Source organism: Devosia aurantiaca (assembly GCF_011058215.1).
GTDB lineage: Bacteria > Pseudomonadota > Alphaproteobacteria > Rhizobiales > Devosiaceae > Devosia > Devosia aurantiaca.
The window spans coordinates 720,343-734,017 of sequence record NZ_JAALFG010000002.1; the positions used below are offsets into that span (position 1 = coordinate 720,343).

The window sequence follows — 13,675 nt, forward strand, 5'->3', positions numbered from 1 at the left end:
GCCATGCCGAAGCTCGCCATGCCCATGCCAGTGCTGCTGATCCTCACCGTTGGACCAGCAGTGCTGATCGGCGCGACGCTGTGGATGGCCAATAGCCTCGTGCCGGCTTGCACGATCGCAGAGATCGAGCGCCTGCCTGCGCCGGATGGCCAATTCGATCTCGTTACCTTTTCGCGCGAATGTGGCACGACGGCGCCCAACAGCCAGGCCGCTCTTGTCCCACCCGGCGAAGAAGTGCCCTATGATGCAGCCGCCTTTTTCTCCACCGATGCGACGGCGGACCTCGATCCCCGTTGGACCGACGATGGTGTCATCGAGCTGGATATTCCTCCCGGAGCAACCGTTTTTCGACAGGACGATGCGGTCGCCGGGGTCGCCGTCAGCTATCGGTAAGCGAGCCTAGCGTTAACCCATCGCTCACCACGTCAAGATTTTTGAGCGCTGCGAAATATTTGCGTGGAACTTTTCGGCTAGAACAAAAGCGGGAAAACGACGTGCCGGATGAGTGATGATGATCGATAATACCTCACTTCTGATCGGCATATCCTTTTCAAGCGCCTCCCTGACCCTCGCTCTTCTGGTTGGCTGGCTCAATTCCCGTCGCGAAACCTATCTCATGCACGGCGCCATCGGCGTGGCGCTGATTGTCGTCGGCGTCGGCATCATGGGCTTCCGCGCCGGCCGCTATTCGCTCGAATATACGCTCCTGCCCTATACGCTCATCTTGAGCGGCTTTGCGCTCATCTACTCCGCCTCGCGGCTGTTTCGGGACGTCAAGGCCAATCTTGTGCCGGCCATTGCTGCCGGCATCATCGCCCTTGTCGTGACGGCTGTGCCTTTTTTCTGGGCTATACCGGCACGGGCACGGTCATGATGAACCTGAGCGCCGCCGCTTTGATGCTTTTATGCGCTGGTGAATATTGGCGCGGCCGACAGGATGCGCGGGTCGCCTTGCTCGCCAATGTCGCCCTTTATTGCTTCACCGCCGTGTCCTTTCTCGCCTGCGCCATGATGCTGGTGATCGAACAGAACTGGGTTCTCCGAGCCCCGGCCGACAATTGGGCCGAGGACTTCAATTCCATCATGTCGTTGGTCGGCCTGACCGGCATCGGCGCCATCACCCTGACACTGCACCACTCCCGCGCCGCCCGTCGCCACCATGCAGAGGCAAACACCGACGCCCTCACCGGCGTCCTCAACCGCCGCGCCCTCTTCACCCAGTTCGATGATGACATGGTCGTCACCGGCCTCGCCGTCGTGATGTTCGATCTCGACCATTTCAAACAGATCAACGACCGATACGGCCACGCCCGCGGCGACCTGGTTCTGCAGCAGTTTTCCGGCGTCATGCGCAGCCAGCTTCGCAGCGCCGACGTCATCGCGCGTTTGGGCGGCGAAGAATTCTGCATCATCCTGCCCGGTCTGTCGCGCGACGCAGCACGAAAGGTCGCCGAGCGCATCCGCAGCGCCTATGCCGCCCTCCAGATCCCCATCAACGACCATGGCGCGGCGGCAACCGTCAGCGCTGGCCTAGCGACCGGCAGCCCCAGCGAGACCTTTTCCTCCGTCCTCAGCCGCGCCGACGCCGCCCTCTACAAAGCCAAAAGCGCCGGCCGAAACCAGATCGCCCTGGCCTCCTTGCGCCTCGTTGCCTAAAAACCATCGGCTCTGGCCGCTCCCTCCCCTTGAGGGGGAGGGTAGCGAAGCTAGGCCCAACGGGCCGTAGCAAAGCTGGGGTGGGGTGACCTGAGAACCAGCCACACCCACCTTCGCCTCAAGCGCTCAGCGCCGCCCGAACCTGTCCGCTGACCTTCCCAAAGTCTATCCGGCCCGGATAGTCCGCCTTGAGCTGCGCAATCACCTTGCCCATGTCCTTTGGCCCCTCGGCACCGGACGTTGCAATCGCCGCCTTGATCGCTTCGGCAACCTCGTCCTCATTCAGGCCTTTGGGCAAAAACTCGTTGAGGATGTCGATCTCTTCCTTTTCGACCGTCGCCAGGTCCGCCCGGCCAGCTTGCGCATAGATCGCAAAGCTCTCCTCGCGCTGCTTGACCATCTTCTGGATCATGCCCAGGATCTCGTCATTAGTCGCCGGGCCCTTGCCGTCGCCGCGATTGGCGATATCGCGATCCTTGATCGCGGCATTAATGGAGCGCAGCGTCGCGGTACGCCGCTGGTCGCGGGCCTTGAGCGCCTGCTTGAGCCCTTCGCTGATGTCTTCACGCATGTTTACGGCTCCTTGCTATGCATTTTGTCGCCCCCATATAGGCATCAATCGGGAGCTGCGCTACTTGCGCTGCCCTCTATCGCCTTCTAAGAGGAGGCCTCAACCGACACCATTCCGCCCGCTTGGGGAAGCCTCGCGCTTCCGGTCTTGGCGCGCGGCCATGGTAAATCGAGCTTGGAGAAGAGACGTGACCGGCTGGCAAGAAACAAAACCGACTGCAATTCTGATTCTAGCAGACGGCACGCGCCTTGAGGGCTTTGGCATCGGCGCGGTCGGCCACGCCGCCGGCGAAGTCTGCTTCAACACCGCCATGACCGGCTACCAGGAAGTACTGACCGATCCGTCCTATGCCGGGCAGATCATCACCTTCACCTTCCCCCATATCGGCAATGTCGGCACCAATGACGAAGACATTGAGACGGTCAACATGGCCGCTCTATCCGGCGTCCGCGGCGTCGTGCTTAAGGCCGACATCACCAACCCATCCAATTACCGCGCTGCCGAAAAGCTCGATGCCTGGCTCAAGAAGCGCAACATCGTCGGCATTGCCGGCATTGACACCCGCGCCCTGACAGCCCGCATTCGCGAAAACGGCATGCCCAATGGCGTCGTCGCCCATGAACCGAGCGGGCAATTCGACGAAGGCTCGATCAAGGCCGAACTCAGTGCCTTCCCGGGTCTTGAAGGGCTCGACCTCGCCAAGGAAGTCACCACCGCCCAGACCTATCACTGGGACCAGTCTGGCTGGGCCTGGGACAAGGGTTTCGGCACCGTCGAAAAGCCCGATTTCCACGTCGTCGCGATCGACTACGGCGCCAAGCGCAATATCCTGCGCTGCCTTGCCGATCAGGGCGCCAAGGTCACGGTCGTTCCGGCGACCGCCACCGCCGCCGATGTCCTCTCGCACAAGCCGGACGCTATTTTCCTCTCTAACGGTCCGGGCGATCCGGCCGCCACCGGCAAGTATGCCGTCCCGACGATCCAGAAGCTGATGGATACCGGCAAGCCCATGTTCGGCATCTGCCTCGGCCACCAGCTGCTCGGCCTCGCCCTGGGCGGCACGACCTCCAAGATGCATCAGGGTCATCACGGCGCCAATCATCCGGTCAAGGATCTTACCACCGGCAAGGTCGAGATCACCTCGATGAACCATGGCTTTGCCGTCGATAGCGATAGTCTGCCGCCCGGCGTGACCCAGACCCACATCTCTCTGTTCGACAATTCCAACGCTGGCCTGGCTGTCGAGGGCAAGCCGATCTTTTCGGTGCAATACCATCCCGAAGCCAGCCCCGGCCCGCGTGACAGTCACTACCTCTTCACGCGCTTTCTCAACGAAGTGCGCAAGCAAAATGGCCTGCCAGAAAAAGCAGAGCACCCCACGCCGGCCGCAGCCGAATAAGCTCTCAAATCACAAAGGGCTGCCGAACGGGCAGCCCTTTTTCGGCTTAGTCGTAGGTGTCTTCGCTCGCACCGGCTGACGCGAAACCGGCTGCGCCGGGCTGGTCGTCCTTTTTATCCTTCTTGTCGCCAGCGTCCTTTTTCAGCAGCGAAGGGCTGGTTTCGCCTTCCTTGTGGTCGATCTGGTTCGGCTGTCCCGGTCCGGTCGGTTTGCTGTCTGCCATGAAAGCCTCCTGTCGTAGAAAGACCCCAACGGCTTTTCAGCCGCCGGGGTCCATCACAAAGGTCGGCGTCTTGTTAGACGTTGCCGGAGAACGTATCGCAGTCGCCCGGATCACCCGACTGATAGCCGCGCTCGAACCAGGATTTGCGCTGCGCCGAAGTGCCGTGGTTGAAGGTCTTAGGCACGGCATATCCCTGCATGCGCTCCTGTAGCGTATCGTCGCCGATCTGGTTGGCTGCGTTCAGCGCTTCTTCGATATCGCCATTGTCCAAAAGGTTCTGCTGGCCTGCATAATTGGCCCAGACCCCCGCATAGCAGTCCGCCTGCAGTTCCACGCGCACCGAGTAGGCATTGGCCTCTTCCTGGCTCATGCTCTGCCGCGCCTGGTTGAACTCGGGCAACACGCCGGTGAGGTTCTGGACATGGTGGCCCACCTCATGCGCCAGCACATAGGCCTGCGCAAAATCGCCCGGCGCGCCAAACTGCTGATGGAGCTGATCGTAGAAGGAGAGGTCGATATAAACCTGCTGGTCCTCGGGGCAATAAAACGGCCCCGTCGATGAGTCTGCCGCACCGCATCCGGTATTGACCGCATCGGTGAAGAGAACCACACGCGGCTCCGGATAGTCTTGGCCGGAGGCGGCAAACTGCTCACTCCAAAGATCCTCGGTTTCCTTGACGACCACGCCGACGAAATCGGCCAGCTCATCTTCGCCCTGCGCCGGCAACTGGCGCGAGGAAGCATTGGACGACGTCGGCGCCGAAGACGATGAGCCGCCGGTCAGCACATCGATCGGGTTGGTGCCCGTGGCAAACCAGATAATGCCCAGCACGATGACGATGCCGATAATGCTCGATATGCCGCCTCGGCCGCCGCCACCGCCTGTCGGGAGACGGATGCCGCCACCTCGGCCCAGGCCACCCAGACCCCCGAGGCCACCGCCCAAACCACCGCGACGCGCTCCACGCCGATCCTCGACATTGGAGCTGCGCTCCCGACCTTGCCACTTCATGTTGACGCCTTTCCGAAGTCACGAAGACGTCAGTTAAGCGCGCAGCGCCTCTCCCGGTTCCACCTATGAGGCGAGCTTTGCCACTGTCGCCCGCGCGCCTTCGTCGAAGAGGCTTTCGAGCTGCCGCAGGACCGCCTCTCGAAACGCCGTATTGCTAGCCAAATCGGTCCCGAACACTTCGCTCAGGCCCACCAGGCCGTCGAAAAGCGCCTCGGGATCGTCTCCCGCATCGGCGGCAATGGCATGCATCTTGAGTGCATGCGGATCGCGCACATCGATCTCACCGCCCTGTTCGTCGACGCCCGTCACATAGCGCATCCAGGCCGCCACCCCGAGCGCCAGCCGGTCGATGCTGTCCCCCGCCGCGAGCCGATCGCGTATCGTGCCCAGCAGCCGCTGCGGCAGCTTCTGCGATCCATCCATGGCGATCTGCCAGGTCCGGTGCTTGAGCGCCGGATTGCGGAACCGCTCCAGGAGCTGATCCCGATAGGCACCAAGATCGGTCCCTGCCATGTCGAGCGTCGGCATCGCCTCCTCGGTCATCAGCCCATGCACCATCTGCGCATAGGCCGGATCGGCCATGACCTCGTTGATATACTGGTAGCCACCGAGATAGCCCGAATAAGCCATGGTCGAATGCGAGCCATTGAGCATGCGCAGCTTCATATGCTCGAACGGCTCGACGTCTGCGACCAGCTGCGCACCGACCTTTTCGAAAGCTGGACGACCGCTTGGAAACCGATCCTCGATCACCCACTGCGTGAATGGCTCGGTCATGATCGGCCAGGCATCTTCCGCCCCGATTAGCTGCGCAACCTCATCCCGATCCGCATCGGTCGTCGATGGCACGATCCGGTCCACCATCGTCGATGGGAACGCCACATCCTTGACCCACTCCCCCAGCTTCGGATCACGCAGCGCCGCAAACCGCGTCACGATGCGCTTTGCCGTCTCGCCATTGCTCGGAAGATTATCGCAGCTCATCACCGTGAAGGGCGCGACACCCGCAGTTTTTCGCCGCGCCAGCGCCTCGACCAGCATGCCGGGAGCAGACCGGGGCTCGCTTGGATGCGCCAGGTCATAAACGATGTCGGGGTGCTTTTCGTCGAGCTCGCCGGTCGCCGGGGCATAGCAATAGCCCTTTTCCGTCACCGTCAGCGACACGATGCGAATGGCTGGGTCAGCCATCAGCGCCAGCAGCTCCTCGCGTTCGGTATTCGCATCCATGACCCTGAGAATCGAGCCGATCACCCGCGGATGCGTGCCCGCCGCATCGCACACGGCGATGGTATAAAGCCCGTTCTGCGGCTCCAATGCCTCCTTGGTGTCCGGGCGCCTGAGGCTTGCGCCGACAATGCCCCAGCTCGGATCCTCGCCCAGCAGGTCATCCACATAGACCGCCATATGCGCCCGATGAAACGCACCGATCCCCAGATGCACAATCCCCGGCGTCACCGCGCTCCGTTCGTAACCGGGCACCTTGATGCCCGCTGCAAGGGTCGAAAGCGTCTGCGAATTGAGGCGAGTCATGACGTGCTCCGGCAATTTGGCGGCACCATAGTCAAACCCCTCTTGTATGGAAGTTGCAATGGTGCTTTCGCCCGGCATATTGAGCGGCTATGGGAAGCCATTCGGGGAGGACATCGACATGGCCAGGCGGATCGTCAGCATCGGCGAATGCATGATTGAAATGAGTGGCGGCGAGGATCGCGCCTACCGCCTCGGTTATGCCGGCGACACTCTCAATACCGCCTGGTATCTGCGCGCCCTTTTAGGCCAGGACTGGTCCGTCGACTATCTCACCGCCCTCGGCATCGACCGATATTCCGGCGATATCCGCCGCTTCCTCGACGACAACCAGATCGGCACCAGCCACATACAGACCATTCATAACCGCCGTCCCGGCCTCTACATGATCCACCAGGAAGCCGGCGACCGGCACTTCACTTATTGGCGCGACACCTCGGCCGCCAAGCTGCTCGCCGACGACAAGCCCGCCCTTGCCAAGGCCGTCGAAGGCGCCGAGCTCGTTTATTTTTCCGGCATCACCCTCGCCATCCTTGCCCCGCGCGCCCGCGGCCGCCTTCTCGGCGCCATCGTCAAGGCACGCGACAATGGCGCAAGGATCGCCTTCGACACCAATCTGCGTCCGGCGCTCTGGTCATCGCCGCGCGTGATGATGGGCGTGCTCACCGCCGCCGCCAGCCTTTGCGACATTGTCCTCCCGACCCATTCCGACGAAGCGCCGCTCTTTGGCGACAAGAGCGTCGACGACACCGCCGACCGCTACCTCGAGCTCGGCGTCGAGGAAGTCGTGGTCAAGCACGGGAGCAAAGAGGCCCTAATCGCCACCGCCACTGAACGCGTCCGCCTCGCGCCCGCTCCCGGCGCCCATGTCGTTGACCCAACCGGCGCGGGCGACAGTTTCAACGGCGCCTACCTCGCCGCCCGCCTCGGAGGCAAATCCCTCCACGACGCCGCCACCGCCGCCCACCGCACCGCCGGCATCGTCATCGGCCACAAAGGCGCTTTGGTCGATCCTGGCTTGGTGCAGCAGTAGACGGGAAAGGAAAGTGCAGCGCGTTACCCATCTTATCCCCGCCTCCTCCAAACTCCCTCATACTCCCACCCATCAGCCGGGCGACGATGGAGTTGCAACGATCACCTGTCCGGCGACATTGGGGAGGGGTCTGCATCGTTACAGGATCCTGGGTCCGGGGATGGGAAATTGCGCAGCAATGCGCCCCTAACGACACCCTCTGCCAGAAAACCCGACGCTCCGAGACGGTTCTCGTCTCACAACACAAAAACTTACGAGGCGAAAGCTGTCTCGGGGCCCCATCACCTTCACCTCACCCGGAGGCTCCGCGCCGACCGGAACCTTCGCACATCCTCACGTTTGACCACCCGGTAAAAATCCGCCCCCTCTCCACCGCATCGTCATGCCAGCGTCACCTCCATTGGGCATGACCCAGCCCGTTTCCGTCGCGGCGGAAGCGCACGAACCGGCTTCGCGCCGGCATCCGCGGGAGCGCTCCAGCCCCCACGGCAGGGCATTTTACATGGAGACGATCATGAACTTCTTCCCATCGATTTCCCGGCGCAGCTTTCTTGCTGGTTCTGCTAGCATAGGCGCCATGGCCGCCATGCACCCCTTTGCCGTCCTGGCGCAAGCCAATCAGGCGCATCTGCGCATCATCGAAACCACCGACATTCACGTCGCTATCCTGCCCTACGATTACTATGCCGACGCCCCCAACGACACGATGGGGCTCGCCCGCACCGCGGCGATCATCGAACAGATCCGCGCCGCCGAAGCCGGCAACGCCGTCCTCTTCGACAATGGCGACCTCATTCAGGGCAACCCGATGGGCGACTACATGGCCTATGAGAAAGGCCTCAACCAGGGCGACATCCACCCCGCGGTCGCCGCGCTCAACACGCTGGGCTATGACGGCGCAACCCTGGGCAATCACGAGTTCAACTACGGCCTCGAATTTCTTGATCGCGCTCTTGAAGGCGCTCAATACCCCCTCGTCTCGGCCAACCTCGTGCGCGGCACCGAACTCGCCGCCAACGCGGTCGATGACGACACCTATCTCGAACCCTATCGCATCTTCGAAAAAGAACTGACCGACGGCTCGGGTGCCATCCACACCATCCGCATCGGCGTCATCGGCTTCCTTCCGCCCCAGATCCTGACCTGGGACGCCACTCACCTGGAAGGCAAGGTCGTGGTCCGCGACATCGTCGAAGCTGCGGAAGCCTGGGTGCCCAGGATGCGCGAAGAAGGCGCCCAGATCGTCGTGGCGCTTTCGCATTCCGGCATTGAAGCAGACGAGCACGTTCCCGGCGCTGAAAACGCATCGCTGCAGCTCGCCGCCGTCGACGGCATCGATGTCGTCCTCACCGGCCACCATCACCTGGTCTTCCCTGGCCCAGATTACGAAGGCATCGAAGGCGCCGACATCGAGGCCGGCACGCTCCACGGCAAACCGGCGGTCATGCCCGGCTTCTGGGGCTCGCATATGGGTCTTGTGGACCTGCTGCTCGAAGTCGATCCCGACGGCAACTGGTCGGTCGTCTCCCACACGTCCGAAGCCCGTCCAATCGTCGAGCGCGTCGACAACAAGAACGTGCCCACGGTCGAGTCGGTCCCTGCGGTGGAACAGGCCGTCGCCGAGGAACACGAGGAAACCCTCGACTATATCCGCCGTCCGGTCGGCGAAACCTCGGCTCCGCTTTATTCCTATTTCGCCCTCGTCGCCGATGATCCCTCCGTGCAGATCGTCTCCCAGGCGCAATCCTGGTACATCGAGCAGATGATGAAGGGCACCGAATGGGAAGGCCTGCCGATCCTCTCGGCTGCCGCACCCTTCAAGGCCGGTGGCCGCGGCGGTCCGGAATATTACACCGACGTCCCGGTCGGCCCCGTCGCCATCAAGAACGTCGCCGATCTCTATCTTTATCCAAACACCATCCAGGCGGTGAAGATCACCGGCGCCGACGTCAAGAACTGGCTCGAGCGGTCCGCAGGCATCTTCAACCAGATCGAACCCGGCTCCACCGACGTCGAACTCATCAACCCGGAATTTCCGTCCTACAATTTCGACGTCATCGATGGGGTGACCTACAAGATCGACCTCACCCAGCCGTCCAAATATGCCCCCGACGGCAGCGGCGAGATCAACCCCGATGCAAACCGCATCGTCGACCTCATGTATGATGGCAAGCCCATCGATCCGGCCGCCGAATTCATCGTCGCCACCAACAACTATCGCGCTGGCGGCGGCGGCTCGTTCCCGGGCATCGGCACGGACAAGATCGTCTTTGTCGGACCCGATACCAACCGCGACATCATCGTCCGCTTCATCATCGAAAACGGCACTATCGATCCCAAGGCTGACAGCAACTGGTCGCTCGCGCCGATCGGCGACACCACGGTCCTGTTTGCCACCGGTCCCAAAGCCGCCGATAAGGTCGATGATGTCACCGCTGTGTCCATCGAGACCACCGGCGAAACCAATGCCGACGGCTTCGGCATCTACCGCATCACGCTCTAGAAAGAAACGGGCGCCCTCTTGGGGCGCCCGCATCTCGATTTCTGCGTGGAAATTACTGCCCGTCGGGCACCACATCCACACTGACCGCCGGCACGTCGACATCAACGGTGCCGCCAGTCCGGGCGCCATTGCCGTTGAAGAACACCAAGTAACCGATCGCCAGAAGCGCGATCACCACGATGATGCCGACAATGACGCTGGCGCTCGAGCCACCTCGGTCGACGATAACAGTTTCACGTTCGTTCAAAGCCATCCAAGCCTCCATCAAATGTGACGAAACAACGACGAGACTTGAATGCGAGTTCCACTAGCCCTATTCGCCAAGCACCGCATCGAGACGCTCCCGCAAGGCGAAAAGCTCCCGCCGCATGGCATCAGCCGCATCGAGTCCCATGCCCGTGCCCTCGATCACCGCAAGCGGAATGGCTTCAGCCTTTGCCTGCAGCGCCCTGCCCTCGGCCGTCAATTGCACCCGGACCTGCCGCTCGTCGGCTTCGTCACGGCGTCGGGTCACGAGGCCACGAGCCTCGAGCCGCTTCACCAGCGGCGTAATCGTGCCGCTATCGAGGAACAACTTGTCCCCCAGCGCTTTGACCGTGACATCATCGCGTTCCCATAAAACCAGGAACACCAGGTACTGCGGATAGGTCAGGTCCAGCGCTTCAAGCCTCGGCTTATAGAACCGCGTAAAGGCATGCCCGGTCGAATACACGGCAAAGCACAGCATCTGGTCAATCGTCGGCATTTTGGGCGCGGCCATGTCAGCTCCAAACTTCGAAAAACAATCACACAAATTTCTCTTGCGCGCAATTGAATTGTGCGCTATGTATATCGCCATCAACCAGGAGCTTCCCCATGAGCATCAAGTCAGCCGTCTACACCGCCCACGCTCACACCACCGGTGGCCGCACCGGCACCAGCAAGACCGATGACGGTCGCCTGGAAGTCACCCTCGACACTCCCAAGGCCATGGGCGGCAATGATGGCCCGGGCACCAATCCCGAGCAGCTTTTCGCAGCCGGATATTCCGCTTGCTTCTTGGGCGCGCTCAAGGCCGTCGCCCGCGGTGAAAAGGTCAAGGTCCCCGACGAAACCACCATCGACGCTTCGGTCTCCTTCGGTGAAAACGCCAATGAAGGCGCCAAGGGCTTCAACATCGCCGTCGAACTCAAGGTAACCCTTCCCGGCTTCGACAAGGCGCAGGCCGAAGACCTCGTCCACAAGGCCCACGAAGTCTGCCCCTACTCCAACGCCACCCGCGGCAATGTGGACGTAAAGCTGACCGTCGCCTAAGTTCTGTTCTTGGTTCCCTCGCTTCCTCCCCCTTTGATGGGGGAGGATAGCGCAGCTAGGCGCAGCCGTAGCGAAGCTGAGGTGGGGGTGCGCGATGCCGCGCATTTGAGCTAATCCCGTTAAACCCGCCTCAAATCCTCGGCTCTATACTGGCTCCATCTACGGAGCCGCCATGCAAGCCGCCCTATCCCTTTCTGGCCTCACCAAATCTTTTGATCGCCCGGTCGTCCGCGGCGTCGATCTCACGATCAAAGCCGGTGAGTTCTATGCGCTGCTCGGCCCCAACGGCGCCGGCAAAACCACGATCCTGCGCATGGTCGCCGGCCTGCTCCGCCCCGACGCCGGAACCATCTCGATCTTCGGCACCGATGCCCTCGCCGATCCCGTCGGTGCCAAGCGCCTCATGGCCTGGGTCTCCGACGAACCCATGGTCTATGACCGCCTGACCCCGCTTGAATACCTCGATTTCGTTGCCGGCCTTTGGGAGATCGACGCAAGCCGCGCCCGTTCCTCGGCCAACGAACTCATCGACTGGCTCGGCCTTCGCCCCCACGCTAACGAACTCTGCGGCGGCTTCTCAAAAGGCATGCTGCAAAAGGTGGCCCTGGCCGGCGCGCTGGTCCATGACCCCAAACTTATCATCCTCGATGAGCCACTGACCGGCCTCGACGCCGGCTCCGCCCGCCAGGTCAAGGACGTGCTCCGGCAAAAGACCGAAGCCGGCGTCACTGTCATTATGACCACGCACATCCTCGAAGTCGCCGAACGCATGGCCGAGAGGATCGGCGTCATCGCCGATGGCCGCCTCATCGCTGAAGGCACCTTGGCCGAACTGCGCGCCCGCATCGGCCGCGAAACCACCCTCGAAGAAATCTTTCTCGATCTCGTCGCCCAGGGCCACGATCCTGGCAGCGAGGCCGCGTGACCTTCGCCCCGGCTTCCCTCGCCTGGTTCGCCCAGCACGAATTCCGTCTCGCCTGGCGCGACACCATCGCCATGATGACCGGCGGTCGCCGGGTTCGTCTCGCCGGCTGGATCATCGGCGGCCTCCTGGTCTTCGCCTTGATGCAAGTCATCGCCTGGTTCACCCTGCGGCCCTGGACCGAGCTTGGCATTACCATCGACAAGCCGACCCTGGTCATGGTCAGCGGCATGGGCCTTTTGTTCTGGACGGTGACCCTCTCCCAGGCCCTCGAATCCGTTACCCGCGTGTACTACGCCCGCTCCGATCTCGACCTCATCCTCTCCTCGCCCGCCTCGAGCCGTAAGCTCTTCGCCGTGCGCGCCCTGGCAGTCTGTGCCTCGACCAGTGCGCTGGGCGCCCTGTTGATCAGCCCGATCGTCATCACCTTGGTCCTCCAGGACGGCCCGCAATGGTTGTCGGCCTACCTCGTGCTCGCATCGCTGGCAGCGCTTTCCACGGCCATCGCCATGGCGCTGACCCGGCTGCTGTTCCAACTGGTCGGCCCGAAGCGCACCCGCCTTTTCGCCCAAATCCTCGCGGGTCTCGTTGGTGCGGGTTTCGTCATCGGCATCCAGGCCGCCGCCATTCTCTCCCATGAAGGCTTTTCGCGCCTCGCCTTCTTCCAGTCCGCCGACATCATCGCCGGCTCACCGGGAGAAGCCAGCGTCCTCTGGTGGCCCGCTCGCGCCGCTATGGGAAATGTTCCGCTCGCCCTCCTCCTCGCCGCGCTGGCGTTTGCAATCCTCGCAACGACCATTGCCCTGACCGCCTCAAGCTACGCTGCCCTCGCAACCTCCGCCGCAGGACTTAGCCATGTCCGCAGCCAGCGGCGCGCGTCCAGCAAGGCCTTTGCGCCGACCACCCAGCGCCAGGCGCTACGCCGCAAGGAATGGAAACTACTCCAACGCGACCCCTGGCTGCTGTCGCAAACACTGATGCAGCTCTTCTATTTGATCCCGCCGGCGCTTCTGCTCTGGATCAACTATGGCGCCGGCGAAGGCACCTATGTCGTCGTCGTCCCCGTCCTGGTCATGGCCGCAGGACAATTGGCCGGCGGCATTGCCTGGCTCGCCATATCCGGCGAAGACGCCTACGACCTCGTCACCACCGCGCCTTTGACACCGCGCACCATTCTGCGCGCCAAGGTCGAAGCGGTCCTCGCCGTCATCGCCGCGGTTATGGCCCCGCTGCTCCTGCTTCTCGCCTTTTCCTCCTGGCGAATGGCCGTGATCACAGCAGTCTGCGGCTTTGCAGCGGCGGGCGCATCCACGGCGATCCAGCTTTGGTTCCGCGTCCCCACCAAGCGCTCGATGTTCCGCCGCCGCCAGGTCGCGTCCCGTGCCGCAACCCTCAGCGAAGCCTTGTCGTCGATCATGTGGGCCGGCACCGGCGCACTTTGGGCAGCCGGTCTTCTGCTTGCGATCCTGCCGGCGATGATCGCCCTTCTGGTCCTCGGTCTCGCCCGCCTCCTTGCTCCCAGGCAAGCCTAAAGGC

Annotated in this window: 15 protein-coding genes; 9 read left to right on the forward strand and 6 right to left on the reverse strand. The window is 62.5% G+C overall.

Going from position 1 to position 13,675, the window contains the following annotated elements; translation table 11 throughout:
• Positions 1-3 precede the first annotated feature (3 nt).
• From G5575_RS11215 to G5575_RS11225, 3 genes are all read left to right on the forward strand, one after another.
• Positions 4-393, forward strand: coding sequence for a hypothetical protein (locus tag G5575_RS11215; RefSeq protein WP_164534383.1), 390 nt, complete (start codon positions 4-6; stop codon positions 391-393).
• Between the two features lie 118 nt (positions 394-511).
• A complete protein-coding gene (locus G5575_RS11220) occupies positions 512-874 on the forward strand; it encodes a hypothetical protein (protein WP_164534384.1) in 363 nt (120 codons plus the stop codon).
• The gene (locus G5575_RS11225) at positions 871-1,656 is read left to right on the forward strand and encodes a GGDEF domain-containing protein (RefSeq protein ID WP_164534385.1); all 786 of its coding nucleotides are present in this window, start codon (positions 871-873) and stop codon (positions 1,654-1,656) included. Before G5575_RS11220 ends, G5575_RS11225 begins: the two co-directional genes overlap by 4 nt.
• 118 nt (positions 1,657-1,774) lie before the next feature.
• Here the strand turns inward: G5575_RS11225 and G5575_RS11230 are convergent, their stop codons facing one another.
• Positions 1,775-2,227 carry a GatB/YqeY domain-containing protein gene (locus G5575_RS11230; RefSeq protein WP_164534386.1) on the reverse strand — a complete coding sequence of 151 codons (453 nt, stop codon included), beginning with the start codon at positions 2,225-2,227 and terminating at the stop codon, positions 1,775-1,777.
• A gap of 160 nt (positions 2,228-2,387) precedes the next feature.
• On the opposite strand from G5575_RS11230, the gene carA reads away from it, so the two are divergent.
• Positions 2,388-3,626: a glutamine-hydrolyzing carbamoyl-phosphate synthase small subunit gene (carA, locus tag G5575_RS11235; RefSeq protein WP_164534387.1), complete on the forward strand. Its 1,239-nt coding sequence runs from the start codon at positions 2,388-2,390 to the stop codon at positions 3,624-3,626.
• 46 nt (positions 3,627-3,672) lie between these two features.
• On the opposite strand, the gene G5575_RS11240 is transcribed toward carA, so the two are convergent.
• The 3 genes from G5575_RS11240 to G5575_RS11250 form a co-directional block, all read right to left on the reverse strand.
• Positions 3,673-3,849, reverse strand: a complete 177-nt coding sequence (locus G5575_RS11240; protein WP_164534388.1) for a hypothetical protein — start codon at positions 3,847-3,849, stop codon at positions 3,673-3,675.
• A gap of 73 nt (positions 3,850-3,922) precedes the next feature.
• Entirely contained in the window at positions 3,923-4,861 is a 939-nt protein-coding gene (gene ypfJ / locus G5575_RS11245; protein ID WP_164534389.1) for a KPN_02809 family neutral zinc metallopeptidase, read from the reverse strand.
• Positions 4,862-4,924: 63 nt separating this feature from the next.
• Positions 4,925-6,391, reverse strand: a complete 1,467-nt coding sequence (locus G5575_RS11250) for a mannitol dehydrogenase family protein (protein ID WP_164534390.1) — start codon at positions 6,389-6,391, stop codon at positions 4,925-4,927.
• A 58-nt stretch (positions 6,392-6,449) separates the two neighbouring features.
• Between G5575_RS11250 and G5575_RS11255 the strand changes: the two genes are divergently transcribed.
• Positions 6,450-7,421, forward strand: coding sequence for a sugar kinase (locus G5575_RS11255; RefSeq protein WP_235935923.1), 972 nt, complete (start codon positions 6,450-6,452; stop codon positions 7,419-7,421).
• 514 nt (positions 7,422-7,935) lie between these two features.
• The gene (locus G5575_RS11260; RefSeq protein WP_235935924.1) at positions 7,936-9,924 is read left to right on the forward strand and encodes a bifunctional 2',3'-cyclic-nucleotide 2'-phosphodiesterase/3'-nucleotidase; all 1,989 of its coding nucleotides are present in this window, start codon (positions 7,936-7,938) and stop codon (positions 9,922-9,924) included.
• 52 nt (positions 9,925-9,976) lie between these two features.
• On the opposite strand, the gene G5575_RS11265 is transcribed toward G5575_RS11260, so the two are convergent.
• A complete protein-coding gene (locus tag G5575_RS11265; protein WP_164534391.1) occupies positions 9,977-10,177 on the reverse strand; it encodes a hypothetical protein in 201 nt (66 codons plus the stop codon).
• A 60-nt stretch (positions 10,178-10,237) separates the two neighbouring features.
• Positions 10,238-10,684 (reverse strand): MarR family winged helix-turn-helix transcriptional regulator, encoded by a 447-nt coding sequence (locus G5575_RS11270; RefSeq protein ID WP_164534392.1) that lies wholly within the window; start codon positions 10,682-10,684, stop codon positions 10,238-10,240.
• A 95-nt stretch (positions 10,685-10,779) separates the two neighbouring features.
• On the opposite strand from G5575_RS11270, the gene G5575_RS11275 reads away from it, so the two are divergent.
• The 3 genes from G5575_RS11275 (at position 10,780) to G5575_RS11285 (ending at position 13,671) form a co-directional block, all read left to right on the forward strand.
• Positions 10,780-11,217: an organic hydroperoxide resistance protein gene (locus G5575_RS11275; protein ID WP_164534393.1), complete on the forward strand. Its 438-nt coding sequence runs from the start codon at positions 10,780-10,782 to the stop codon at positions 11,215-11,217.
• Positions 11,218-11,389: 172 nt separating this feature from the next.
• Positions 11,390-12,142 carry an ABC transporter ATP-binding protein gene (locus G5575_RS11280; protein ID WP_164534394.1) on the forward strand — a complete coding sequence of 251 codons (753 nt, stop codon included), beginning with the start codon at positions 11,390-11,392 and terminating at the stop codon, positions 12,140-12,142.
• Positions 12,139-13,671, forward strand: a complete 1,533-nt coding sequence (locus tag G5575_RS11285) for a permease (protein ID WP_164534395.1) — start codon at positions 12,139-12,141, stop codon at positions 13,669-13,671. The genes G5575_RS11280 and G5575_RS11285 overlap by 4 nt, the downstream gene beginning before the upstream one ends.
• Positions 13,672-13,675: the final 4 nt, after the last annotated feature.